At 40.7% G+C, this 24,412-nt stretch carries 22 protein-coding genes; 10 read left to right on the top strand and 12 right to left on the bottom strand.

Features of this window, described 5'->3' with window-relative positions; all coding sequences use genetic code 11:
• Positions 1-217: 217 nt before the first annotated feature.
• From B3H30_RS17745 to B3H30_RS17725, 5 genes are all read left to right on the top strand, one after another.
• Positions 218-1,348 carry a hypothetical protein gene (locus tag B3H30_RS17745; protein ID WP_286777259.1) on the top strand — a complete coding sequence of 377 codons (1,131 nt, stop codon included), beginning with the start codon at positions 218-220 and terminating at the stop codon, positions 1,346-1,348.
• Positions 1,311-1,757: a helix-turn-helix transcriptional regulator gene (locus B3H30_RS17740; protein ID WP_286777260.1), complete on the top strand. Its 447-nt coding sequence runs from the start codon at positions 1,311-1,313 to the stop codon at positions 1,755-1,757. Before B3H30_RS17745 ends, B3H30_RS17740 begins: the two co-directional genes overlap by 38 nt.
• Positions 1,758-2,245: 488 nt before the next feature.
• Positions 2,246-2,890 carry a DUF6266 family protein gene (locus B3H30_RS17735; protein WP_088161345.1) on the top strand — a complete coding sequence of 215 codons (645 nt, stop codon included), beginning with the start codon at positions 2,246-2,248 and terminating at the stop codon, positions 2,888-2,890.
• A 1-nt stretch (position 2,891) separates the two neighbouring features.
• Positions 2,892-3,296 (top strand): DUF5675 family protein, encoded by a 405-nt coding sequence (locus B3H30_RS17730; RefSeq protein ID WP_286777261.1) that lies wholly within the window; start codon positions 2,892-2,894, stop codon positions 3,294-3,296.
• Positions 3,297-3,512, top strand: a complete 216-nt coding sequence (locus tag B3H30_RS17725) for a hypothetical protein (RefSeq protein ID WP_286777262.1) — start codon at positions 3,297-3,299, stop codon at positions 3,510-3,512. It abuts the gene before it with no gap.
• Positions 3,513-3,903: 391 nt separating this feature from the next.
• On the opposite strand, the gene B3H30_RS17720 is transcribed toward B3H30_RS17725, so the two are convergent.
• The 3 genes from B3H30_RS17720 to B3H30_RS17710 form a co-directional block, all read right to left on the bottom strand.
• On the bottom strand, positions 3,904-4,293 hold the full coding sequence (locus tag B3H30_RS17720) for a RidA family protein (RefSeq protein WP_286777263.1): 390 nt from the start codon (positions 4,291-4,293) through the stop codon (positions 3,904-3,906).
• Between the two features lie 67 nt (positions 4,294-4,360).
• Positions 4,361-4,921 (bottom strand): Crp/Fnr family transcriptional regulator, encoded by a 561-nt coding sequence (locus B3H30_RS17715; protein ID WP_145328455.1) that lies wholly within the window; start codon positions 4,919-4,921, stop codon positions 4,361-4,363.
• Between the two features lie 396 nt (positions 4,922-5,317).
• Positions 5,318-6,412: a hypothetical protein gene (locus B3H30_RS17710; RefSeq protein WP_286834742.1), complete on the bottom strand. Its 1,095-nt coding sequence runs from the start codon at positions 6,410-6,412 to the stop codon at positions 5,318-5,320.
• Positions 6,413-6,560: 148 nt separating this feature from the next.
• Between B3H30_RS17710 and B3H30_RS17705 the strand changes: the two genes are divergently transcribed.
• Positions 6,561-8,909, top strand: a complete 2,349-nt coding sequence (locus tag B3H30_RS17705; RefSeq protein WP_286777265.1) for a TonB-dependent receptor — start codon at positions 6,561-6,563, stop codon at positions 8,907-8,909.
• Between the two features lie 207 nt (positions 8,910-9,116).
• On the opposite strand, the gene B3H30_RS17700 is transcribed toward B3H30_RS17705, so the two are convergent.
• From B3H30_RS17700 to B3H30_RS17680, 5 genes are all read right to left on the bottom strand, one after another.
• Entirely contained in the window at positions 9,117-10,349 is a 1,233-nt protein-coding gene (locus B3H30_RS17700; protein ID WP_208734274.1) for a TlpA family protein disulfide reductase, read from the bottom strand.
• 35 nt (positions 10,350-10,384) lie between these two features.
• On the bottom strand, positions 10,385-11,722 hold the full coding sequence (locus B3H30_RS17695; RefSeq protein ID WP_286777266.1) for a RagB/SusD family nutrient uptake outer membrane protein: 1,338 nt from the start codon (positions 11,720-11,722) through the stop codon (positions 10,385-10,387).
• 112 nt (positions 11,723-11,834) lie between these two features.
• Positions 11,835-15,329, bottom strand: a complete 3,495-nt coding sequence (locus tag B3H30_RS17690; protein WP_286834741.1) for a SusC/RagA family TonB-linked outer membrane protein — start codon at positions 15,327-15,329, stop codon at positions 11,835-11,837.
• A gap of 172 nt (positions 15,330-15,501) precedes the next feature.
• Positions 15,502-16,617, bottom strand: a complete 1,116-nt coding sequence (locus tag B3H30_RS17685; protein ID WP_204991194.1) for a FecR family protein — start codon at positions 16,615-16,617, stop codon at positions 15,502-15,504.
• A gap of 89 nt (positions 16,618-16,706) precedes the next feature.
• Positions 16,707-17,291 carry an RNA polymerase sigma factor gene (locus tag B3H30_RS17680; protein WP_158638888.1) on the bottom strand — a complete coding sequence of 195 codons (585 nt, stop codon included), beginning with the start codon at positions 17,289-17,291 and terminating at the stop codon, positions 16,707-16,709.
• Positions 17,292-17,811: 520 nt separating this feature from the next.
• Between B3H30_RS17680 and B3H30_RS17675 the strand changes: the two genes are divergently transcribed.
• Positions 17,812-18,162 carry a hypothetical protein gene (locus tag B3H30_RS17675; protein WP_286777268.1) on the top strand — a complete coding sequence of 117 codons (351 nt, stop codon included), beginning with the start codon at positions 17,812-17,814 and terminating at the stop codon, positions 18,160-18,162.
• Here the strand turns inward: B3H30_RS17675 and B3H30_RS17670 are convergent.
• From B3H30_RS17670 to B3H30_RS17660, 3 genes are all read right to left on the bottom strand, one after another.
• On the bottom strand, positions 18,124-18,483 hold the full coding sequence (locus tag B3H30_RS17670; RefSeq protein ID WP_286727631.1) for a response regulator: 360 nt from the start codon (positions 18,481-18,483) through the stop codon (positions 18,124-18,126). The genes B3H30_RS17675 and B3H30_RS17670 overlap by 39 nt on opposite strands.
• A 381-nt stretch (positions 18,484-18,864) precedes the next feature.
• Positions 18,865-19,101, bottom strand: a complete 237-nt coding sequence (locus tag B3H30_RS17665; protein ID WP_286834740.1) for a hypothetical protein — start codon at positions 19,099-19,101, stop codon at positions 18,865-18,867.
• A gap of 201 nt (positions 19,102-19,302) precedes the next feature.
• Positions 19,303-20,397, bottom strand: a complete 1,095-nt coding sequence (locus B3H30_RS17660) for a S41 family peptidase (protein WP_286727629.1) — start codon at positions 20,395-20,397, stop codon at positions 19,303-19,305.
• Between the two features lie 273 nt (positions 20,398-20,670).
• Between B3H30_RS17660 and B3H30_RS17655 the strand changes: the two genes are divergently transcribed.
• From B3H30_RS17655 to B3H30_RS17645, 3 genes are all read left to right on the top strand, one after another.
• A complete protein-coding gene (locus B3H30_RS17655) occupies positions 20,671-21,027 on the top strand; it encodes a response regulator (RefSeq protein ID WP_070566557.1) in 357 nt (118 codons plus the stop codon).
• 187 nt (positions 21,028-21,214) lie between these two features.
• Positions 21,215-22,486 carry a DUF1800 domain-containing protein gene (locus tag B3H30_RS17650; protein ID WP_286834739.1) on the top strand — a complete coding sequence of 424 codons (1,272 nt, stop codon included), beginning with the start codon at positions 21,215-21,217 and terminating at the stop codon, positions 22,484-22,486.
• Positions 22,487-22,604: 118 nt separating this feature from the next.
• Positions 22,605-23,798 (top strand): DUF1501 domain-containing protein, encoded by a 1,194-nt coding sequence (locus B3H30_RS17645; protein ID WP_286777171.1) that lies wholly within the window; start codon positions 22,605-22,607, stop codon positions 23,796-23,798.
• A gap of 104 nt (positions 23,799-23,902) precedes the next feature.
• On the opposite strand, the gene msrB is transcribed toward B3H30_RS17645, so the two are convergent.
• Positions 23,903-24,400, bottom strand: a complete 498-nt coding sequence (gene msrB, locus B3H30_RS24785) for a peptide-methionine (R)-S-oxide reductase MsrB (RefSeq protein WP_349675900.1) — start codon at positions 24,398-24,400, stop codon at positions 23,903-23,905.
• Positions 24,401-24,412: the final 12 nt, after the last annotated feature.

Below are 24,412 nucleotides of genomic sequence, written 5' to 3'. Positions count from 1 at the left end.
GCTAAAACCACGGAAAGCAAGTGTTTGGAACAGATATGACAGCTTTCCGTAAATTTTGACGGAATGTTTCAGGGGGAAAATAAGTGTTATTTAAAAGAAATTTTGTAAATTTGAGATAAGTATTTTTTTAAGCCAATCGCCTAATCAATTTGTAACCATTATGCCAGCGGGTAAATTAAATAAAAATAAAAGGTTGTTTTCGTATTTATTAAAAATTGTGAGCGTCCGATGGATCCGAATATTCTATTATCCGCTTTACATTTTCTTTTGCTTTATCATTGCTTTGATCATAAATCTGGGTTCTGCTGGTAGTAAAGTGGTTGAACGTGTCCATAACAAACGCTTTATGGCTGTATGGATAGGTACGGTTTTGCTGCTGCTGGTCTACGCCTTGCTGATCAGCTATATGCATACAGTTCTGGTCCTTCGGAAACGGTTTGGTAGGAACGGTAAGCTTAATTTTATGATTTATCTGCTGTGCTCAATTTGCGTTGTACTGGCTCTTCATGGAGTTGTACTCGAAGTATTGCTACCGGATAGGCCGGGATTAATCGTGCTTTCGAGATGGTATCTGACAACCGATTTTTTGTTTTTCTTTCCGATAGTGATCGCATATATTCTTTTTGTCTACCGTTTTCCGATATGGGTATTGCTGGATTGGCAATCCCTTGGCCTGCTGACGGTTCATCTACCGGAGTCTAAAACTCGGCTCCATAGACGTCCATCACCACTTCTGTTAAACATCGGATCCGGAATGCTCGAAAATCTAGCTGTCCGTGACAATACGACTGACCTGCTGGAAAAGAGCACACGGCAACTCTCCTGGAATAACGCCCAGACAGCAACGATGGATCTCTCGTCTTTGACAAAAGCAGAATCACAGGCTGTGCTGCTCAGCCTATGGCAACGCAATCGGGATAGGCTGGCACTGATGGTATATCTCTTGCGCAAATGGAGGGGTGAAGAACCGATAGGCGGTAAAACGATAAAATGCCTAAACGCGGTGATCATCTATAAAGAACAACGTACGGCAGATGTCTATCTGCATGATGGCAAGTTTTGTCGGATAGACGTAACGACCAAAGTGCTGCGTGAAAATCCCTGGTTGGTCAAAATACGGGCAAAAGTGTATGTTAATATGCTCTTTTTTCGCGTGCCCGTAAATCGGCCCACCATGTTGGAGCTTAACGCTGAAATAAAACAGAAACTACATAGATTGTTGCCGGAGGAAAAACTCAAAATTCTGGTTACGCCCTCGCGTGAGCTACGCAACAACATCAATAATTTTTGGGGAATAATAGATACGCTAGATGAAAACAAATTGGAAGAGGAATTTAATCTGGCTTAAAATGGATGTATTGTTTAACGCTGTGGTGATGGAGCCCCTGCACAATGCCCATTGTGCAAAGGGGCTTGTTTCGGCGACCAGCATGTCTAATTGCATGGTTATGTTAAATTTAATGAATCGCATATGTGACCTTTTGGAGGTCATAATCTCCTTACTGCAAGCGATATTGAAGCATATAACGGAAGAAATGAATAAGATTCCGGCTGAAGCATTGGATACAGCCGACGAACTGGATCATATGCTCGATATCGCTCATGTACTCGATAAATTGGGTATTTCAGAATCGAAGTATTACCGGCTGGTCCGTGAAGGAAAGCTCAGGCCGAGGAAGCTGGGCAAGCGGCACTATTATTACCTGTCGGATTTACACCAGCAACTGGAAGAAAGCAGGCGGAAGGGGCGGATATAGCGAGTTGTCAAAGAGGGGCCTTTTCGGCTCCTTTTTAATTTCAGGGAGCCAGCGAACTCAGTTCCTTCACGTCGGTATGGTTCGGCAGAGGTTCGGGAACTTTGTGGCTGTCCTTCGGCTCTGCTCCGACACAGCTAGGGGACATGTTCGACGCTCCTTCGGGTGAGCTTCGGCAACTCTTCGACTGGGCTTCGACTCCCAGCCGAGCAGCAGCCGAACAATACCCGAACAGCAGCCGAGGCTGTGTCGAAGCTGTCTGCAATCTGTGCCGAATACGTCCCGAATATAATCCCATAACGACCCAAAGGACAGCCGAGCATCTGCCTATTTGTTAAAGCTGACAGGCAATGACAGCACTGCCAGCCGTATAATATCATTCCCTGTACTTGTTCGCCTACAGAAAAAAGTCGCCTTAATTTAGCTCTCGCTAGCAAAACAAAGACTGCTCATGATAGTCGTAATTATTTATTAATCAAACATGTATAAACATGGCAAGATTCTTAAAAGGTATACACGGGGCCTACTCTGGGAAAGTGGGAAGTGTAATAGGAAGCAGTTGGCGAGGTGTGGATTATGTCCGCTCGCTCTCCAAGATTACAAACAAAAAAGCGAGTGAAGGACAGGTCGCACAACGGACAAAATTCGCAACGGCGGTAGCTTTTCTTTCTCCGATCAAGGATTTACTCAACCTGGGCTATTCGGACAAATTGCAGGGCAAAGCTACAGGATACAACAAGGCGCTGCAATATCTCATGAACTATGGGGGCATCAAAGGCACTTACCCAGCATGGGAAATAGATTATGGGAAGGTGCTTATTTCCAAGGGCTCATTGGCAAATCTGATGGGTGCCGAATGGTCAGAAGCTTTTCCGCAGGAGATCACGTTGACATGGGAGGCGGAGCTCAATAAGTTTAACGCTTTCGCTGGTGATTCGGTTATTCTGTTGATGTACAACAGCAACAAGAATTTCTTCAGTATCCTGGAATCGGCGACTCGTGAAGAAGCAAGCCTGAGTTTCAAGCTACCTGCCAGCTACTCGGGTGACACGCTGGAAGGCTGGGTATTTACCGGTCATGAGGATGGTGTCAAGACCTCTCCGAGTTTCTATCTGGGCAAACTATCCATTAGCTAATATGGCTGTTCAACACACCCTGCTGCTCCAACGTAAATATGGAGCACAGGGAACCAATGGTACCATTACGTATCAGGGGGAAGAAATCTGCCATACCATCGAGCTACCCGACAGAAATAATATTCCGCGGATCAGCTGTATTCCTATTGGGCAGTATAAACTCGAAAAGCGGCGTTACCCCAAGCATGGTGAGCAGATCGGTATTCCGATGGTGCTCGGCCGTGAAGCAATTCTGATCCATGCGGCCAACGATGCGCTCCGAGAATTGCAGGGCTGCATTGCTCCGGTCACCACCTTAACGGGTGAAGGTCGAGGGGATTACAGCGGTAAAGCTTTAGCAAAACTTAAAGCGCTAGTGTATAGCCTGTGGGATATGGGGGATGAAGTGTATTTGAATATTCGATAAATGAAAAAAATCTTAAACAAAATAGGAAAGGTGCTGCAGGTGGTTCTTGCGGCTCCCGTTAAATGGCCCGGAAAGGCGGGTAACATCTTGAAATATATCGCTGTGGGACTGGGTATATTGGAAACAGTTATGGAAGAGGAAAAGCAGCCAGCTGTAAATAATTCCGACCTACCCATGTTGCCCAAGGAAAGGAGTGATGCTGATGAAAATCAATGATATCCGCATCTCTGCCCTTGGGGGAACGATCTGTTCCATCTGGGCCAGTATCTCCCTGGGCGATTTGCTGCAAACGGTGTTGACAGCTGCGCTGGGCACGGTTGTTAGCTTTGTGACGAGCAGGCTCTTAGGGCGTATGAATAAAAAGGCAGGTCATAGGAAACCTTAGCCAGCTTATTGAAGACGTCTCCCTTAACGGGGAGACGTTTTTTAGTCAAATCCCGAACTGCTTCGGTCATTCTGCTGATCATCTCCTGCGTTTCCAGTAGATCTCATCGGCTTGGCATCGGGATTTCATCGGGATAATCCCATCAGGTCCCGATGAAAATACGATCGAAGGCAGGTACTTGCTCGTAACAAATAGCCAATTGTGGGCGTCGAGTGAATGATTTTATTTGACCGCAGTAACCTCTAGCTCAACCAAAAGTGTTTCGAAAAGGTGTTTTACTTCCATCACAGTGGAGGCTTGCTGTAGCTGGTTCTTTTGAGCCCATGCTTGAAATAGATCAAAATTTTGAAATAATTCAGCAGAAGATGTCGTGTAGATGTTCAAGCGTACGATATGGCGAATTTCATATCCTGCTTCTAAAATGACACGCTCCACATTGGCGATGGCGAGCGATAGCTGCGTACGCATATCAGCGTCACTTGAGATGCCGTTTTCGTCAATTGCGGTTTGTCCTGAAACATATAATGTTCCACTTACATCTTTTACCTCTACCGCTTGCACATAATTTCGTTGCTCTTGCCACTTCCAGGGATTGATTGTTCTCTTTTGCATAGTCATTGTTTTTTTAATGTCTACAAAGTTCGAGAGATACCTAGAAATAAACCTGTGACTGAAATCACTATTTGTAAATTCGGCTGAGCGTTTCTCTTGAAACACCCAAATACTGCGCAAGAACCGTTTTGGAGATGCGCTGTACCAAAGCAGGATAAGAGCTTATAAAAAGTTCATAACGGGATTTTGGGCTGTCTGTCAACAAGGACAGGATTCTATGCTGATTGGCGATGTGCCCATTGATTGATTTTTGTAAAAAGTAGTTCGACAGACTATACTGCTGAACGATACGCTGGTAATCCGCATAAGATAAAGCATATAAGGCTGTAGGCTCTAAGCATTGTAAATAAAGTTTTGACCGGGTTTGATGATAAAATGCCGAAAAATCCGTTTCCCACCAATCTTCGAAGGCAAATGATAAGATATGCTCCCTGCAATTTTCATCTTCGTAGGAAAGTTTGACCAATCCGGATTGTATCCAATACAGATTTTTTACCAGATCATTCGGTTGAATAATAAAAGCGGCTTTTCTGTAGGTTTTGTATTTGAAGTATTGTTGAATCGCTATGTGCTGCTCTAGCGGAATATGTCGAAAAATATCGTTTTCAAGGCTGATGTTATGATCCATAATCAATGAAGTTTAACCGGGTCTTTTTATCGATCCAGCTAATGGAATGCTAAAAAATCCCGAGTTAATTGCTGCTGTATTTGCTATTATTTAGCAGTCAAATGTAGGCAATTTTGTGGTCAAAAAAAACTTCAGGTGAAATCAAATCAGGTCTGTAATCGGTCAGTTTTCCGATGCCTTTCGGTCAGCTGTCGGTCTAATATGTTTTGTGTATTTGTTGTTGATTTAAAGTGATTTATGTTTGTTGTGTCAATCAAAAATTCCGGTGTGAAAAAGGGTTGATTTTGGAACAATAGGGATCGAAAGTGATACTTGATGGCATGAATGATAAAAGCGCACTCCTGCAGTGCGCTTTTATCAGTAGTATTGCTTGTGGATGAAACCAGGATAGTACGATTATCCTTCAGACATGGCTAAAGTGAGGCTCGCCGTAAATTCTAGCCCCGTCGTTGTCACGGCCTTTATGGTAATCTTGTAGCTGCCAGCTTTTAAACTGTCGCTCTTTTTCACGGAAACAACGCCTGTTTCTGCATTTACACTAAACAGCTTTTCGCTATCTGTAAATGCGAGTCCATCTTTTTGTATTGAAACCAGTTCGAATGTAGATTTATATGCTGCAGGATACAGTACTGGAGCTTTAGATACATAACCATTTGAAAGACCGATGTGTAGCAGACTAAGGTCGATTGTTAGGTTTAGATCGGGATAGTAATCACCAAAGAAGAACTTAATTTGTGGAATCAGAATGACCCTGAAAGTCGTGGTTGCGACAGGAAAACCATCTTTTATCAGCTCGGGAGTGAACTCGAAAGACTTTTCAGCTTTTTTTTCCGGATCTCCCGCATCCTTTGCTAATTTGATATGCGTACCTGTTATTGAAGCAATGTTTTCTTGTCCATCCTTTTTAACCAACTGAAAGCTCGCGCCAGCAGTTGGCAGGCCGAGCGGATCGATTTCAAAATCAGTAGATTGGTCGCTATACAGTACATATGAATAAGGCAACTCGTTGCCATTTTTTAAACCTTTGATGGCAATAGATCCAGCCGTTATCTTGAGCGAAAAACTTTCTTTCCCGACAACTTTGTCCTGAGATTCTTTGGCTATGACAGTGACTTTATAATTATCGGGAATCCGTGCGCTGCTCGATTGAGCTCCGTTTGGATAGAGTAGGGAGCTGTTAATCAGTATGCTTTGTTTTTCGCTGTCAAATTTGATGGCCTGGTTCAATTTATCACTGAGTTTAATCCCGTTGCCCAAATTGATGTCTGCAATCTGGGAAAAGTCAAAGCTGAACGTAAGTCCTGCGTTTGTAGATAGGTCTTTCGGCAGATTAATTTCCTGTGTTTCGCCGTAGCGAAGGCTGACCTGCGATGGTAACGAAAGCGAGATCTCAGTGGGCGTAGGCGCTGTTTCCTTTTTACAGGATGATGCAGCTCCGAGCATCAGAATCAGTGCCCCCGCAACGGCGATTTTTGTGTTGATGTATTTCATGTGCTGTAAATTTTTGACGAAGGTAATGATTGTAAATTATTAATGCAACTATATTGCATTTGTAATTTTCTTTTTTAATTTTGCAGCTCAAAAAGGAATAGGCTACACGATGTTACGGTATCAGAAAGAAGTTTTTTTAGCATCTCTAATGCTATTATCTATCGCACAAACAGTGCGATCACAGCGTAAACCAGCAATGGATACATTGCGAAGCTATACGCTTCCCACCGCGGAGACCACTGGCCTTGTACCGGCCCATGGGCAAAAGACGAGGCTGGATCGAAAGCAGCTCGATCGTATACAGGCACAAACGCTTGGTGAAACATTGAGCCATATCCCTGGGATACAAAATGCTTCTTTTGGCCCCAATTCTGGTATGCCGATGATACGGAGTCTAAGTGGTAGCAGGGTAAGTGTGCTATCCAACGGGCTTTCGATCAATGATTTGTCGGGAATCAGTCCAAACATAAACCCCAATTTCGATATGGACAACCTACGCGAAATAGAATTGTACAAGGGTGCTGCGACTGTATTATTCGGAGGAAAGGCCATTGGTGGAGCGGTCAATGTGAAAGACAACACCATTCCCATGAATCGGCTGCCCAAGCAGATTACAGGTCAGGCCAGTGCGGAGTTAGGAACGAATAATGGCAACAGCCAATCGATGGCTTTCAATGCAAACATCGGAAAGTACTGGGTGGGACATATTGGCGCAATGAGGCTCAGGCACGGAAATCTCAAGATCCCGAGCAATACAAAAGCAGCCATTGCTTATGATCCAAAGATCGATCATTTGACCGCCGCAATGGCACAGGTAAATGTCGATCGGAAGACGATTCGAAATCTGACGCTATATCCCTATTTGAGCCAGTTCGTGATCGAGCATATGGGCGATCCAAAGTGGGACTTATCGGAGGCCGATCTGTATACCTTTGAAAATTATTCATTTATCAATGGATCAAAGGTCCTAAACCCTCAAAATGACAAATATGTCGCTGGGCAGGATCCCAACACGCCACTTTACACTGAAGTCGTTCATGGGATTACAGATTACGCACCGGTCAAGCCTGGCGTGATGCCCAATAGCCATGCCGAGAGAAATGCTGTCAATGCAGGTGCCAGCTATATCAGAGACAACTTTCAACTAGGTCTGGGGCTTTACGCGCTTGAAAGCTATTATGGTATTCCCGGTTTTGCGCAGCGCAATAAGCCTGTCCATAGTCACACGACAGTTTGGACCCCGATATATGAACCGATCAATACGCGCAGCTATTCATATGCCTGGCAGGTAGAATCTGCTTTTAAGCCAAAAACACAGTTGATCTCGGCGGTTAAATTTAATTACCGCGGTGAGGTATCAGACGACCGGGAGCTCCTGGGTAGGTACCGTGTCAATAAGTTCGATAGTGAGCGTCATGCGCTTCGATCGGAGATAACGCAGCAGTTTAACCCTTTTTGGTCTGGGACGAGTGGGGTTGATTTTTCATTTGTGGCCTTAAGGGGAGAAGGCGATCGGCGTTATATCCCCAATAATCTGAGTCGGGAAGGAGGTATCTTTACCTTGCAGACAATAGAACTTAATCCAATTACCGCTCATTTAGGCTATCGGCATGACTGGGTTGCGCGGCGTACATTGAGCGATCCCACTTATCAGCGCAGCAGGGGGATGGCCGGAGGTGATCTTTCAGCCAGAGATTTTAGCTTAAACCATTTTTCGGGAGATATCAAGTATTCAATTTTTGACATGGCCTATGGACAAGCTACATTTTCACACGCAGAACGCGCACCAGGGGTCAATGAACTTTATGCCGGAAATGATCATTTTGCCATCCTGGTAGAAGAAAATGGAGATGATCGACTGAACAAGGAAAGCTCAAATTCTTATGAGTTATCTGCAGGGCTAAAATATGGTGGATTCAAATGGTCGGCGACACATTACCGCAGTTTTTTTAAAGATTACCTGTATTTGGCCCATACAGGCATTTCTCGTTCTGGAGGATTTTTGGTCAAGGAATGGCGTGCTTCAGATACCGAAATTCAGGGCTGGGAGCTAGAAGGAGGCTATACCGATGCATGGGCCAAAGATTGTCATGTGGCGTTAAATGTTTTCGCTGATCTCGTCAAAAATATAAATACTTCGGATGACAACATGCGCAAATGGGCAGAAGGCGACTTTATGCCCAACTTACCAACCAGCAGGTATGGAATGTCGGCTGCACTTCAATATAAAAAGTTTTTTGGGAACGCCAATTTTGAACAGTATCTGAAACAACGTTATTTGGGTAAAAACATCAATATTGAGCCGCCGATGCCAGCTTATTCTTTGTTAACAGGACAATTAGTTTATAAGGTAAATATGAAACGATATGAGTTTGTCTATTTTATTTCAGGCAATAATCTATTGAATGTAGAAGCACGTCCGCAAAATTCCATACTCAAATATCTTGCCCCCCTTCCGGGACGCAATATTTCCATTGGATTGAAGCTATTGCTCTGAAGAATTTGGTTTAATCGTCAAGTGTATGACATCTCTTCCCTCGGGAGTACGATCTGTCAGCTTGTTCAAGTATATCCAGAGCGTAATTTCGATATGGATAAATATTGGAAAGAGTACTCGAAATATACATTATTTTCAAGGATTAGTGGTCATAAGAGAACCTCTTGTTTACTTTTTAATCGTACACAAGAGGTTAATCTTTTTATTTTAAAGTATTTTATCTAATTGCTTTTTTAGTTCCGGGTCTGATGGCCTTTTTGCGTTTCCAGATACGATTGTTCCATTAGGGGCTATTAAAATAAATCTAGGGATTGCACTGATGTTATAATCTTTTATAAAATCTGAATTAAAGTCTTTATCAGCGATAAGTTGTGTTCCCCCTAAGTTGTTGGATTTTACATAAGTTGACCATTTTTCATAATCTTTCATTCTGTCAACAGAAATACTTACGAAGGATATTTTTTTATTGTGATATAACTTTTCTATCTTCTGCAAATAAGGAATCTCAGCTTTACAAGGGGCACACCAGGTTGCCCAGATATCTATGTATACATATTTGCCCCGTAAATCTTTAAGGGATACGCTTTTATTGTTTACATCTTTAAAATTGAACTCCGGAGATGGTTTATTATCAGCTGTTTTTCTAAAATTAGCGTATACCTTTGATACTTCATCTTTATAATAGGGGCTTACAACCACCTTCATAAAATTAGAGTAGGCCTGTTCTCTCGCTTCAATATTTTTTACCATTTTTAAAATAGAACAGGTATAGTCAAAATTAAGATATTCCCTCATAAATGGGTTGGTAATTTCTCTATTGATGACATTCAGTTGGACGATGTATTCGCCGTCATACCCTAAGGGGGATTCTTCGTTATATTTAGTTCGCTTTAATTTGATGATTCTACTTTCTAACCATTCCCTGTAGCTGGCAGACCTTTTAAACATGTCCTCATCATTGACATTTTCTTCAGTTTCAGCGATGAAATTTTGCAATAGCAATTTGTCACTTTCGCTCATTTTCTTTGGATATGCTTTTTGATAGGCCGAATCCAGCTGCTTTTTATCTGCTTTTGCTCCAATAAGTCTATAGTATTCTTCCAAAGAAACAGAATCTTCTCCATATCCTCTGCGGTAAGTGTCTGCGACCTCCTTGATGAAATAATTTACATCTTTTGTTTTTAAAGCTTTGGCACCTGTATCCGTTTCATTAGTAAAAGTATCGTTGATATCTTTTTGTAGCGATCTTGCCTTACTGATAAAATCACTTGTTGACAATGCATATATACTGTATAGATAGCTACCTTTTATAATTGGAAAGTAGTTATTTGAAATCTTATATTTTTCTGGGACCAAATCGTCAACAAGGACTGGCTTAGATGACTGAGCAAAAGCGGAAATGCTCAAGAATAAAAATAGGAATAGTGTTATATTTTTCATGTGATAAAAATCTTGTTTAATTTTTTTATGTTCATTTAATTGACTTGCATGTTGGGATTGAATTTTCTCACCCGAGTTGGTATCTGAAAAGTGTAACGATTACTTTGTGGCGTTAATGTCTCCTGAAGTTCAGAATTTTCCCTGTTAATACGTTTGACGTCTTTCATCAGGCCATCTCTATCCAGTCTTTTCATATCCATCCAGCGTGTGGCTCCAAAAGCTAATTCCCGTCTCCTTTCTGCCAATACCAATTTTAAAGCATCATCTTTATTCAGTGAAGTAGCGGGCTGATAAGCAGAAGCCTTTATTCTAACTTTCCGGATTATATTTAGATATTCCATAGCAGCAGCGGTACGGTTAGAACGAGCCGCCAGTTCAGCAAGGGTCAAATAAACTTCCGGAAAAGTTATTCCAAAATTTGCTTCCCCATATGCTCCCCCTCGATTGATTCCTTTGTTGTTACTGATCGTCAAAATGCTGTATCTTAGATCATTTTCATCAAAATATGTTTTTAGCTCATCAGAATACAACATAAATACCGGGACATTTCTATCTTCACTTCCACGCTGCCATAAAATTTCAGGATCAAGATCGGCAATAGGTAGGTCATCACTTGACGTAATTGTATTATAATCCGTTAGTTTATGGGCTACGGCCATAGTTTCCAGGGCATATTTTTCGGCATTAGTATAGTCGGCAATATATAGATAGACTCTTGAAAGAAATCCTTTTGCGGCACCTTTTGTTGCTCTGTAGCGATTTACATTATTTAATGGCAAACAGTCAATTGCACGCAGGGTGTTATTGACAATACTGTCTATATTATCCTGGATTAATGCTCTTGGGGGGACTTTATCAGTTACATTTGTCGTTGTTACCCATGGTAGTCCTAGGTCCGTATTTTTAGTATTTATATTATAGCTCTTTGCATACACTGTTAGGAGTGTAAAATAGGCATCTGCACGAGCTAATAAAGCCTCTCCCAGCACTTCTTTTTTCTTTTGATCATTGCTGCCGGTAGCAGACATTACATTGTTGATGATAACGTTTGCATCGTAGATGATCCTGTACAATTGCCCCCAGATAACCGGGCTCACCTGGTCATTAATATCTTTTTCCTCCCGCCAGAAATATAGGTTGGCGTTGACACTTTTATCTTTGGCGCTATAAGTGCCATAATAATCATCTGTACAATAAAGTAGGGCAGAAGGAAAAGACTGGGTCATTGTGAAGGAATTTAACATGCTTTCAAAGTCAGTCAATTTTTCCGGCAGGACTACACCCTTGGGCTTTACTTCCAGAAAGTCTCCACAGGATAGAATACCTAGTAGTGTTAATAAAATCAAAAATTTCAATAGTATTTTTTTCATCATTTTATAATGTATTATTCCATCAGGAAGATGGGTTTGGCTGTTTTATGGAACTTATTAGCCAATTTAAAGTCATATTTTTCGATATTTATCTTTTTTGTTTTCCGAACAAAAGCTAGAATGTAGTGGAAAATGTCAAACTATAAAATGAAGTTTGTGGCAGAGTCCTTATTCCTGTCCGTCTATCAATTGATTCGGGGTCTATATCATTTCCACTAAATGTATATTTGAATGGATTCTGAACCTGAAACCTAAATTGAGTATTGGATAGACCGACCTTTTGCAGGAAGTCATTTTTCAAATTGTAGGTTAAGATGATATCTCTCAGCCGAATGTAGTCTGCTTTACGTACATATCTGTCTCCGTATGTATACCCATACCGCGCGGAATACATAAAGTCCTCAGGAGTTCCATACTCAGGGAGTCCCGGTATTGCAGTTACAAGCTCGTCTCCTGGCTTTTTCCAGTAGTTTGAAGAGCCTTTTATTGCATTTCCGCTCTGTAGTTCATCAGGATTGGGCTGTTGGACTCTCATAACATGGCCACCGTAATACATAAAAAGAAAAGACAAATCGAAAGAACCTACAGAAAACTGATTATTGAGACCGATCACATACTTGGGATTTGTTGTGCCACTGTAGACCAGATCATCAAAATCGACATCAATGACGGCATCGTCGTATGTATTTAAAACTAACACATTACCGTTTCTATCGTAAACTCCAGGGTGTCCTAAATTATTCAGTCCAGCGTATCTATAACTGAATAGTGCATTCATTGGATAATCTTTCTGTAGGTCTGTGCCTGATATGATATCTAGGGATGATGTTTTATCTTTTGCCTGTACTTCAATAACCCTATTTTTATTGAAGGATGCAGTTGCACTTGTTCGCCATTTGAAGATGCTTTTATCAATATTTACGCTAGTCAGTAATATTTCAAGACCTTTATTCTCAATAGAAGCCGTATTAGCACTATATTGGTTAAATCCTAATGTTGGATCTGCGGACATCGTACCAAATACATCTTTTGTTCTTTTATAATAAAGGTCTACAGAACCTGATATTCTATTTTTTAATAATCCATAATCTAACCCCAGATTGTAGTTAGTTGTTGTTTCCCAGCGGATGGATTGGTTTTCAGGTGATAGTACATCATAAAAGACCTCTGAAGTGTTAAACCTATTATTAAGTCCGGATGTTAGGATCAGGAAAGGTCCGTTAAAGCTACTTGGAACATTGCCGTTAAAGCCGGAGGCGGCCCGAATCTGTAATGAATTGATCCAGGAAACAGATTTAATAAATTCCTCTTCGCCCATACGCCAATTCATTCCTAATGACCAAAGCGGTTTGTTTTTATACTTATCGTCTACTCCGAACAGATTAGACTGGTCTATACGGATACTTCCAGTAGCGATATATTTATGCTTGAACATATAAGTTCCTTGTCCATAAAATGAACGGAACCTTCTGTCGCTATATTTTTCTCCAAAATAGTCATTGCTATTAAAACTTGATCCGTAGTCTCCGACTTCTTTGAAGGCTGGTTTTATCCTTGAATTAAGCACCTGAAGATTGACAGGTTTATTGATAAGAGACTGGTCATCGTAACCAAAGAATGTTGTTTTAAATGATTCAGCTTTTACTTGCCTTTGTTCAATACCAATGATTCCCGAAATACTATGTTTTTTATCTTTTGTTTCGTAATTGAGATTTGCCTGAGCACGTAGGGTGTAAGCTGTATTTTTAAGTGTTTCTTTTGTCAGAAAATTTCCCTGAGGCAGGTCAGTGAATAAAGGGGTTCCATTTGCTGGATCTTTTTTTGCCTTAGTATTTACCAGATACCTTACTCTATAAGAATCCTCTGTTTTAAGCAGGTCGTTCACACCCTGTTCATTTTCAATAGCGCCGCCAAGATCGATATTTAGCCACTCAGTAATTTTGGCATTAAGGCGGCCTTGTGCCCTGAAAGAATTGAGTGATGTCTTTTGAGTCGTAGCGGACAATTCTCCGAATGGGTAATAAAGCTGGTCATACAAACCTAGGGATTGGGCTCTCTCGTTATAATCTTTATTTATTACATAAAATTTTTCTCTGAATTCACCAAAAGTAGCCGGGAGTGGATTACCATTTTCGTCGACAATCCTCTCAAAGGGGAGGAGGTCACTATAATCTGGTGTAGTACCATTTTTTATTCTGTTATTTGAATAAATTCCTTTAAAATCAAATGAAATATTCTTGTTGAACTTGTAAGTGTTGGCAACATTTAAAATGGTTTTTTTATTATCTGTACCTACTTTCTGAGCTCTTTCTCCGATATGGTTGACACCAATTAGATATGTGCTTTTTTCCGTACCTCCGCTGATATCAAAATTGATGTTATTGACAAGTCTACGTCTATAAAATAACCGTTTATACTCCGCAAGATTGTTGTAAGAAGCTATAGCGCCAATTTTCTCTTCTGCAAGCTTGTTATCTATAAGGCCATCTTTAAGATCGAATAGTATACTTGTAACTTGGTCAATTGGGTTATAATCTGAGTAAAAATATCTATCGTCACCGCCTGTACTGACCATATCACGCTGTAAGTCTATGAATTCCTTTGTATCGAGATAGCGCATATAATCGAAATCGGGCTTTGAATCAAAAGCAAAAGTGTTTCTAAAAGTGAACGTTGGTTTACCGGATTTTCCCCTTCTGGTTTCTATAACAATAACACCGTTTGATGCCTGGACACCGTAAATTGAAGCGGCGGCTGCATCCCTTAACACGCTCACTGATATGATATCAGTTGGGTTTATGGAGTTTATGTCGATTTCAGTAGGAAAACCATCCAACACGATAAGTGGTTTTTTTACTGCGTCAAAAGTACTGACACCACGAATGGAAAGTTCTCCAGAAATACTATTGTAGACTAGTCCTGGGACTTTTCCTTCTAGATTTTCTAGAAAGTTACCGGTTACGGCTACCCGCTGTTGGTAGTCCTTTTCGCTTAATGTGGAGGCAGCACCCGTAAGCTGTTCTTTCTTGATCTTCTGGTAACCAGTCGAAATTACATTCACTTCGGCCAACTGATTATCCAATTTGGCCATCTTAATCTCCATAAATTCATCACCGGGCCTGACAATACAGTCCTTATAGCCGATATATGAAATTATAAGTTCTGTTACTTTATTCGATGCGGATATAGAGAAATGACCATTCTCGTCTGTAAAAAATACTCTTGGCTGGCCCTTTACTTTAATGCTGGCTCCAGATAGAGGCGATCTATCTTCGGTGATAACCCTTCCAACAATATTTCGCTGCTTATTTTCTAATTGTTTAATAACAACTATTCTGTTTTTGATATCGTAAGTGAGGGACTTTCCATTTAGCGAATAATCTAGGATTTTCTCAATAGAGGCATTCTGCATTTGAATATTTACAGGATCTTTATCCGACAATAAGCTTTCCTTGTAAAAAAAGTCGTAGCCACTCTGTTTGCGAATTTCCTGAAATAATTGTGGCAGTGTAATGTTCTGGCGCTGAATTGAAATCTGCGCAAAGGTTTTGGAATATGCCTGGAGCCCCCCCATGGCGACAAGGCAAACAAGTGATAAATTTACTCGCATAAAGAATCTCCGTCTTTCAACGGGAATAAATTTAAAAATCATATATTTGATTAATTTGGGTTAGTGATTTGAATTGAGTTCGAGCTTCTATTTAACTACTTGATCCAAAGTTTTTTGATCTGGGATGTTAGCGCATTCCAGATTTCTTTTCTCAAGTAGTTTATCAATTTGTTTACATTATAATAGATATCCTCCTTCCTGTTAATTTAAATTTGATCTGTCCTGTTGATTCCAGCATTGTCAGTATAGCTGACAGATTGTTTGATTTGGATATCATACCGCTGAAGGTGATATCTTCCTTCTTGCTTATGAAATCCACATCTACTTGGTACCATCGGGAGACCTTTCGCATAATACTCTCAATATTTTCATTCTTGAAAATAAAGTCTCCTTCTTTCCAGGCCACATCGACCTGAGTGTCTACTTTTTTGACTGCTATTGTATTTCCACTGATCAGGATCTGCTCTCCAGGTTTTAATACAACAGATCGATGTGAGATATTGTCGCTTACTGAGACGCTGCCTTCAATAAGCGTCGTACGGGCTATACGCTCATCAGCGTATGAGCTGATATTAAAATGGGTTCCCAGTACTTTTACATTCTGTTCTTTAGTCCTAACAATGAAAGGTTTATTTCTATTTTTCGCAACTTCAAAATAGGCTTCTCCAACTAGTTCGACCGAGCGGTTATCCTTAGCAAATCTTTCAGGAAATTTTAGCATAGACTGCGCGTTCAACCAAATATTGGTGCCATCTTCAAGGATGATTTTATATTGGCCTCCCTTTGGAGTTACAATGCTGTTCATCTTTTCAGAGAAAGATTTAAGTGGTCTATCTTGAACATTGAAAGTTATCTGCCCAACAGTATCGCAGTCGACTTTTATTCCACTCAGTTGTGTGATAGTACCTATTTTTGACGAGCCTAGATCAAATTGTTTTCCATCTGCGAGTATGAGGATAGCTTTATTCCCTCCGGCAGCAATTTCTTTATTATCAATCTTCTGGTTTGGTGCTTTCTGAGGCAGATCACGTGAATAGTAAAGTATGCCAGTGAATGTTGCAAATGCAAGAATAGCGGCAGCATAGCGGTAGAACACCCTAGATTTTCTTTGGTAAAAGAGACGGCTGTCCAATTTGGCTTTTACTTTATACAATTCAGACGATGCTGTGATATGCTCATTTTTATTCAGCATATGGAGGTACCAGTCTTCAACTAATTTTTTTTCCTCTATGGTACATTTACCTTTATTATATCTTTCAAGAAGCTTTTCAGCTTTATTGTTGTCCATATATTTCTTTATAGTCTAAACTCTATAATATAAAGACAGGCGGAAAGAGTGAAAGTATACGTTGATTTTTAAAAAAAAAACAAAAAATTTTAGAAAAGGAATGTTATTAGTGTGTTTAGCTTCTTTTTTAACTGTAAAACTGCTCTGTGAAGAACTGTTTTTACCGTGTTCTCAGTTATATTCAGCTCTTTTGCTATTTTTTTGTAAGACAATCCTTCATTTCTACTCTTTAAGAAGATCTCACGCATTTTTGGGGGTAAATTTTCGATTTCAGATTCGAATTTTTTTAATAGCTCTTTAAAATATAATTCCTCCTCTGTTGACGAACGGTAAATATCCACAAATTCATTTAAAGAATCTATATACATACTTCGTGTCTTGCTTTTTTCAATAGCATTTAAGGAAGAGTTTCTCACAGAGGTAAATAAATAAGCTTTTAATGAAGATTGCACGACGAGACTTCCAGCCTTATTCCATAAATTCTCAAAAACATTCTGGATGGAATCCAATGCTTCATCTTCATGTTGTAATATACGAAAGGCATGCACATATAAAACGGACCAATATCGTTCATAGATTTCTGTATAAGCATTATGATCGTACTGATTGAGTAGGTCAATAAGTTCTATATCACTCAGTTTGTTGTACACGGTTGTAGATATTAGGTGCGGCAATATACGAAAGTTTTAAATATTGAAGGGCTTTGTTCGTAAACATTTTGTTTGAAAGGTTTTCGAAAGTATGCATGAAGCTCATTGCTAGTGTGTTTTGTTCCGTTTCAAACTGAATTTAGATTGTACTGGATCATCGATTAAATTATTCGCTTGTGTTTTGTTCTCTTGTTGATCATTTATAAAATGGAACTTGAACCATCTAATTACCGACCTTTTAAAACAAATTTATTATGTTTTTAGCTAGCATCTATTTTTGTGAATTATCCATATTGAAATCTACCCTCAATTTGGTTAGAAATATCCACGATTCAACTACAACTGACCGCTCGTAGATGTGGAACTTTGTCTTGTTACATTTAAACTAATTTTAACATGCAGACAAATGAAATAAAAGTAGCTATAATAGCCAATATTTTGGCTAACGGAAGAGTGTTCCCATGCGCGAGAAAAGCAAGCGCAGGGAAGCATATATGTCGGTAGCCGTTCCTACGGTCGAGCGTGCGTTACCGCCCAATCTTTTTTGATTGATAATAATAGGGACATTCAGGTTGTCGATTTTGTCCACATTCGGAACGCCGATGTGCTGCAGCCGGTTTCGGATAAAACTGCCCTGTGTTTCGCTGAACTGCCTTTGGGCTTCAGCACCTATGGTTTCAAAGACCAAAGACGACTTGCCCGATCCGGAGACTCCTGTAAAAACAGTGATCTTTTTCTTGGCGATCTGGAGAGAAATATTCTTGAGATTATTTTGTCGGGCATGTATAATGTGACTTGCGTTTCAAGTATAGTCCCTTTTATAGCGCTCCGTAGGTCAGGTATATTTTATGCTGTTTTAACTATTTCTTTTAACCACATCGACCATATGATCTAAATCAAAGGGTTTTTCAATAAAGTCGTCGGCTTTACATTCGGCGGCGGTTTTTGCAATATCGCTGGCTGTCGATGTCAGGACAGATGGAAGCTCTTCGGTATCTGGATCAGCTTTGAGTTCCTTGATCACCTCGGATCCTTTTTTACTTCCTTTAATATGGTCATCCACTATAAGAATGTCGGGATCAATATCTGCAAGCTCTTCAATTGGTTCAGTCGTAAGCGATGGAATCACATCAAAACCCTCATCAACTAAGACCTCATCCATTATATTCAAGATATCTTCATTATCTTGAATAACTACAGCCTTCTTTTTTGTCATTTCTTTTGAAATTTATCGGATAAATATAGGAAAAAAGCGCATACAAAAAACAGGGCAACGCGCAATTTTCAGTTCGGAGAAACAGAACAAAAGTAAGGCTATCAGTGAGCTGCTAGCAATGCAGGCTATTAGGGGGCTTACGCTGTCCTTTTTGGCTAATTTTTTGATTGAATGAGTTGGAAATGCAGAAATAAGAAGCGGACCAAACTTAAGGATAGTTTGGTCCGCTAGGTTAAAAAAATATGATGCTTAAATAATTCTTAAGCATGTTTCTATTGTTATCCTGCTTTGTTACACGTTAGCTCAACGGCTTTTTGAAACAATACATGCTGTTGATTGTGCAGAGGATTATACCTTGATCAAACGCTATTAATGGCTTAATTATAATTTTCCGATAAAGGGGCGATTATCAATCGTCAGAATAGCTTCTTTAAGGGAATAGCATAGCTGATAGTTTTCGCTCAGTGCTTTTTTGCTCGCGTCTATTTTGTCGTTTTCAACCTTGTCGACAATCCAGGTTGGGTTTAACGGATCTGAATTAAATTTGGTGATTAATACGGTAAATCCTTCTTTCTGAGCACTGATTAAAGTGTCTTTTGTGATGTCTACTATTTTCATAGTGAGATAATATACGAAAAAAATACGAAACAGGATGTACTAAGTTTAAATGATAACCTGGTAGACTTGCGGACAATTTTAATAGAAATGTAGCTTCTTTTATGGATCCGGCGCTAAAATTGAAAAGTTTAGCGCCGGGAATATCCGCTGTGATGCAGATTGCAAAAAAAAATAAATGTAACTAAACTTTTTATCTTAATCTTATTTTCCATTGAGATGGTCGCGCACAAAATTTAGCCAACTCGAAGGATCAATGGTTTTATCAATAAATACGTCAGGTTGTAATCCGATGTCGTCTACAGGGAAGTCTGGAATACGATAACTTTTAGATAATCCATAGTACAGTTCAATATCGCCACAGGGTGATGTAACGATATTTACATTCGAGATATCAAGCATTCCTTTGGTTGTTCTACCGTACAATTTTACCTTTTTACTTTGCATGGCGGTCAATAGAAATTGCTCTGTCGTGCTCCCGTTATTTTCATTGATAACGATCCCTATGTTTTTGGGATAAGGCTGAATGGTATCCAGCTTGGTTATGTTTACTTTTTTATTGAATAAATCGACATACTCACCTTTATTGGCCTGCAATTTTTCGTAGTAGATTTTGAACGTTTTTTTAGACTCCTCGTCAAAATCGGGGTTTTGACTCAGCTCCAACATGCGTTGATTATTTAAATCTGTCGAATAAAATAATGCACCTACGGTTCTAATCGGCTGCGTATATAAGAAGGGGATAAGGCTACTATAACTCGCATCACTTCCGCCTGGATTATTTCTAACGTCAATAATAAAATTTTCGGTCGATAAGATGGTTGCTCGGTTGGCCAATATAAGGCTGTCAATTGCTTTTTTTTCGGATATTTCAAAATCAGGAATTCGGAGGTAAACCGTGTTTTCATTTATTTTTTCGAATAATGGCTTTGTGGCGTTTAATGGATTTAGATCCTTTTCAATAGGCTGCTTTTTTTGTTCGGTAACCTTTTCGCCTTTCTTTGTTTTTCCAATATAATTTACGCCGATATGTCCATTACGAAAGAAACGGATCCATTGATTGAGTAATGTAGCACATTCCTGATTATTGGACAAGTGTTTAACTTTTTCGAGATACATTTTATTGTGCAATTCATAGGCATCCCGGCCTTTCTTGCTGATGATGTATTGAAAACCGGCATCATTCTCTTCAAACGTTTTTTTTACCCACAAAAAATTGGATTCACAATTGCAGTTTTGGGCGAAATTTAAGATAGGTAAACTTAGCAATAGCCATAAAAATAGGACGCGTGTGTTCATGTGTATAATCAGAAATGTTAATAATTGTTGATCCTACAAATATAGACTAAAAATAGAAAATACACGCGTACACAGCGAAGAAAAGATGCATTAGTACGGATGAATCTTATTGCTGATTTTGATTCGTCTTTATTAAAACTATAGTGGAACCTCGGCTGTCTATAGTGTACTGTTTACAAGATGCAAAGTCTGCTATATAATGGTTTACGCGGTTATTGTATAACCACGAAGGCACATCTCAGGAAACTATAAACGTATTAAAGATTCGAAAAAATGAAAAAGAAAATAGTCATTTGCGATGATGAACTTCTTATTTTAGATGTATTAGCCATTGCCTTAGAAAGTGACAGCGTTGAAGTGATCAGCACATCAAAAAGCACAGAACTGATCGCCCTCATTGAAATTGTGCAACCTGACTTGTTGATTATCGACCTAATGATGCCCTGGTTGACCGGTGATGAACTTGTGCGCGAGCTAAAAACTGGGCAAAAATATAGCCACATGCCCATTATCATGATGTCTGCTAGTGCTAGAGCGCCAAGAGTAGCCGACGAATGCGGAGCAGATGCTTTTCTGGCAAAGCCATTTGAACTTGATGATCTCTATGATTTAGTAGAGAAAGTAATGTAGCGGACCAAACTTAAAAATGTATCGGCTTTTCATGAAAAAAGCGGGCAGAACATATTGCGGCCAACTTAAAGTCGCAGTTTCGGGCTGGTAGTCACTTTGTTAATTTAGCTTAATGTTTGTTAAATCGAACCTTCCTGTAAGCTAACATAGCTAAATAATTCGTTATTTAGGTATAAAAGTAAACAGGATGATGTCCGACTTTAAAAAAAATATGCACCTGGCAAATCGTGCCGGATTTGGGATGAGCCTACAGCAGATTCCCATTTTTGACCAGCAGTCTACCGCAGTCCTCTGGAACCAATATGCCCAAAAACGTGAATTTCATCCGATCAGTTTCAATATGGAGCAGAACGATTTCGACTATACTGCACTTTCCAAGTTGAATGCCGCAGAAAAAAAGCAGGTTCAGCAGCTCAACCGAAAGCGTAATATTGAAATCAACCTCAACTTTCTGAATGAAATGGTGCATAGCGAAGATCAGCTCAGGGAGAAAATGTCCTTTTTTTGGCACGGCCATTTTGCTAGCCGGGTTATCAACTCCAATTTTAGCGCTCATATCCTCAACGAAATCAGGAAAAATGCGCTCGGAAATTTTCGGGATTTGCTGTTTGCCGTTTCCAAAGCTCCGGCGATGCTCAATTTCCTCAACAACCAGCGGAATAAAAAAGATCACCCCAATGAAAACTTTGCCCGCGAAGTGATGGAACTCTTTACCATGGGGCCTGGTAACTATACCGAATCGGATGTAAGGGAAGCTGCACGCGCATTTACGGGTTGGTCGTATGATAAGGATGGCCAGTTCCTGGAGCGTAAAAAGTTTCATGACTCGGGCCGCAAAACATTTTTGGGGAAAACCGGGAATTTTGACGGTAATGCCGTTTTGGATATTATACTGGATCAACCCGCTACGGCCCGTTTTATCACAGCAAAACTCTACCGTTTTCTAGTCAACGAACAAGTGGATCAGGACACCGTCGTTTCGTTGGGTAGAGATTTCTACGATTCTGGATACAATATCAAGCAATTGCTCGACCGCATGTTTACAGCAAGCTGGTTTTACGACTCCAAGAATGTCGGTAATAAAATAAAGTCACCGGTAGAACTCATGGCCGGTATCATGCGCATGTTACCCATGGAAATAGCGAATCCTGAAAACCTGATTGTTTATCAAAAGTTGCTGGGGCAGATGCTCTTGTATCCGCCGAATGTGGCGGGATGGCCGTCGGGAAAAGCCTGGATCGACAGCTCGACCTTATTACTACGGATGCAGATTCCACAGATATGGACCGGCCTGCGCCCGCTGGACCTTGATGCGCAGAATGACGACGACCTCGATATGGGTTTAAAACAGTCGCGGGCGCTGGCTAAGGCCTACAAAAATCCCAAAATATCCATTGACTGGGCTGGGGTCGAGGCTGTATTTGCCGACCGGGATCCCTTTGAGCTCTTGCTGTCGTAGCAGCCTTCGTTTGATAAGAAACTGCGCGATAGCTACGCTGGTGGAAGCCGGCGTAGAACTATTATTGAAGTCATGAGCATCCCCGAATATCAACTTTGTTAATCGTAAATAGGAAACCATGTTCATCAAAAGACGCCAATTTCTCAAAGCAGGTACACTCGCAACAGCATCGCTGCTGCTGCCCAATTTCTTAAAAGCCATGTCCTCGCCCGAAGCACTGGAAAGGGGAAATAGGGTGTTGGTCATCTTGCAGCTTAGTGGCGGCAATGATGGGCTGAATACTATTGTGCCGATACGCAATGATATTTATTTTCGGGAACGGCAGACGATTGCGGTCAATAATGCGCTGGCCCTTACGGATGAAGCGGGCATTCATCCGGCTTTATCTTTTTTCAAGACACTTTATGATCGTGGCGAACTGGCTGTACTCAACAATGTCGGTTATCCCGATCCCAATAAATCGCATTTCCGCAGCATGGATATATGGCATAGTGCGAGCCGTAGCGATGCGTATCTGGAGAGTGGCTGGATAGGCCGCTACCTGGATCAAGCCTGTTACGACTGCGATCATCCGACGCAGGCGCTCGAAGTGAATGATATGCTAAGTCTTGCTCTCAAGGGAAAAAAGAAAAAAGCGTTTGCGTTTAAAGACCCCAAAAAGCTTTATCAGACCAGCCGTGAAGAGTACTTTAGTACACTCTATCAGGAACATCAGCATCAGCATGAAGAGGAAACAGTAGCCTATCTGTATCAGACCCTGGGTGATACGATAAACAATGCCGATTATATTTTTGAACAGAGTAAAGCCAGTAAGACCGCGGCAGCGTACCCTGATTCTGTGCTTGGAAAGGATCTGAAGACGGTATCTTCCTTAATTAAATCAGATATCAATACACAGGTATATTATCTGCAGGTCGGTAGTTTTGATACGCATATCAATCAGCAGCAGCGGCAGGAGAGCCTATTCCACACCATCAATGATGCCGTGGTAACTTTTGTGGACGACCTCAAGAAAAATGGCCTTTTTCAGCATGTCATGCTCATGACCTTCTCGGAGTTTGGGCGCAGGGTGGCCCAGAATGCCAGCAATGGCACAGACCATGGTACGGCCAACCAGCTTTTCTTTCTATCCGGAGGCTTGAAAAGACAGGGCCTGCTCAATGCCTTGCCTGACCTGACCCAGCTCAATGAGGGGGATCTCCAGTATACGGAAGATTTTCGAAAAGTATATGCAACAGTGCTGAAAAACTGGCTACATGCGGATTCCGCCAAAATATTGGGATGGAAAAATGGGATTTATGATTTTATTTAAAAAACACAGCTGTATGAATACGGTACTGTTCGGGGTAGCAGCGCACAAAAAAACTGATGCAGACTTGCATCAGTTTTTGCTAAGAGCCTTTTAAAATATACCATTTACTTCTTGGCTAGCAAGGGCAAATATTTTTCATAACCCTTGGCTTTCATTTCTTCTTTAGGCACAAATTGGAGAGAGGCACTATTGATGCAATAGCGTAGCCCCCCTTTGTCGGCAGGGCCGTCATCAAAGACATGTCCTAGGTGAGCGTCGCCAGTTTTGCTACGTACTTCCGTGCGGCGCATGCCATGAGAATTATCAGTTAATTCTTCGACTAAGTCTGGATTGATCGGTTTGGAAAAGCTGGGCCATCCACAGCCTGATTCAAACTTGTCGGTCGAGACAAATAGCGGTTCACCGGTAGTAATATCTACATAAATTCCATCTCTGAACTCATCATTGTATGCATTATCGAATGCACGCTCGGTTGCCTGATTTTGTGTTACATCATATTGTAGTGCTGTAAGTTCTTTTTTAAGTGTGCTCTTGTCCTTTCTTTTGTAGGTCGGTAACACAACTGTATCTTTGGCGGGAGAAGGATTGGCTTTGCGAGCCATCTCGAATAATTC

Origin of the sequence: Sphingobacterium sp. UBA7038, from assembly GCF_002494055.1 — a bacterium.
Lineage (GTDB): Bacteria > Bacteroidota > Bacteroidia > Sphingobacteriales > Sphingobacteriaceae > Sphingobacterium > Sphingobacterium multivorum.
The sequence above is the reverse complement of the archived record's forward strand: the minus strand, read 5'-3'. Positions and strand labels throughout refer to the sequence as shown.

Excerpts from the sequence above, each read along its gene's own strand:
- B3H30_RS17740 (WP_286777260.1), top strand. The coding sequence starts at position 1,311 with ATGAAAACAAATTGGAAGAGGAATTTAATCTGGCTTAAAATGGATGTA.
- B3H30_RS17735 (WP_088161345.1), top strand. The coding sequence starts at position 2,246 with ATGGCAAGATTCTTAAAAGGTATACACGGGGCCTACTCTGGGAAAGTG.
- B3H30_RS17730 (WP_286777261.1), top strand. The coding sequence starts at position 2,892 with ATGGCTGTTCAACACACCCTGCTGCTCCAACGTAAATATGGAGCACAG.
- B3H30_RS17725 (WP_286777262.1), top strand. The coding sequence starts at position 3,297 with ATGAAAAAAATCTTAAACAAAATAGGAAAGGTGCTGCAGGTGGTTCTT.
- B3H30_RS17720 (WP_286777263.1), bottom strand. The coding sequence starts at position 4,293 with ATGCAAAAGAGAACAATCAATCCCTGGAAGTGGCAAGAGCAACGAAAT.
- B3H30_RS17715 (WP_145328455.1), bottom strand. The coding sequence starts at position 4,921 with ATGGATCATAACATCAGCCTTGAAAACGATATTTTTCGACATATTCCG.
- B3H30_RS17710 (WP_286834742.1), bottom strand. The coding sequence starts at position 6,412 with ATGAAATACATCAACACAAAAATCGCCGTTGCGGGGGCACTGATTCTG.
- B3H30_RS17705 (WP_286777265.1), top strand. The coding sequence starts at position 6,561 with ATGCTATTATCTATCGCACAAACAGTGCGATCACAGCGTAAACCAGCA.
- B3H30_RS17700 (WP_208734274.1), bottom strand. The coding sequence starts at position 10,349 with ATGAAAAATATAACACTATTCCTATTTTTATTCTTGAGCATTTCCGCT.
- B3H30_RS17695 (WP_286777266.1), bottom strand. The coding sequence starts at position 11,722 with ATGATGAAAAAAATACTATTGAAATTTTTGATTTTATTAACACTACTA.
- B3H30_RS17690 (WP_286834741.1), bottom strand. The coding sequence starts at position 15,329 with ATGCGAGTAAATTTATCACTTGTTTGCCTTGTCGCCATGGGGGGGCTC.
- B3H30_RS17685 (WP_204991194.1), bottom strand. The coding sequence starts at position 16,617 with ATGGACAACAATAAAGCTGAAAAGCTTCTTGAAAGATATAATAAAGGT.
- B3H30_RS17670 (WP_286727631.1), bottom strand. The coding sequence starts at position 18,483 with ATGACAAAAAAGAAGGCTGTAGTTATTCAAGATAATGAAGATATCTTG.
- B3H30_RS17665 (WP_286834740.1), bottom strand. The coding sequence starts at position 19,101 with ATGAAAATAGTAGACATCACAAAAGACACTTTAATCAGTGCTCAGAAA.
- B3H30_RS17660 (WP_286727629.1), bottom strand. The coding sequence starts at position 20,397 with ATGAACACACGCGTCCTATTTTTATGGCTATTGCTAAGTTTACCTATC.
- B3H30_RS17655 (WP_070566557.1), top strand. The coding sequence starts at position 20,671 with ATGAAAAAGAAAATAGTCATTTGCGATGATGAACTTCTTATTTTAGAT.
- B3H30_RS17650 (WP_286834739.1), top strand. The coding sequence starts at position 21,215 with ATGATGTCCGACTTTAAAAAAAATATGCACCTGGCAAATCGTGCCGGA.
- B3H30_RS17645 (WP_286777171.1), top strand. The coding sequence starts at position 22,605 with ATGTTCATCAAAAGACGCCAATTTCTCAAAGCAGGTACACTCGCAACA.
- msrB (WP_349675900.1), bottom strand. The coding sequence starts at position 24,400 with ATGGCTCGCAAAGCCAATCCTTCTCCCGCCAAAGATACAGTTGTGTTA.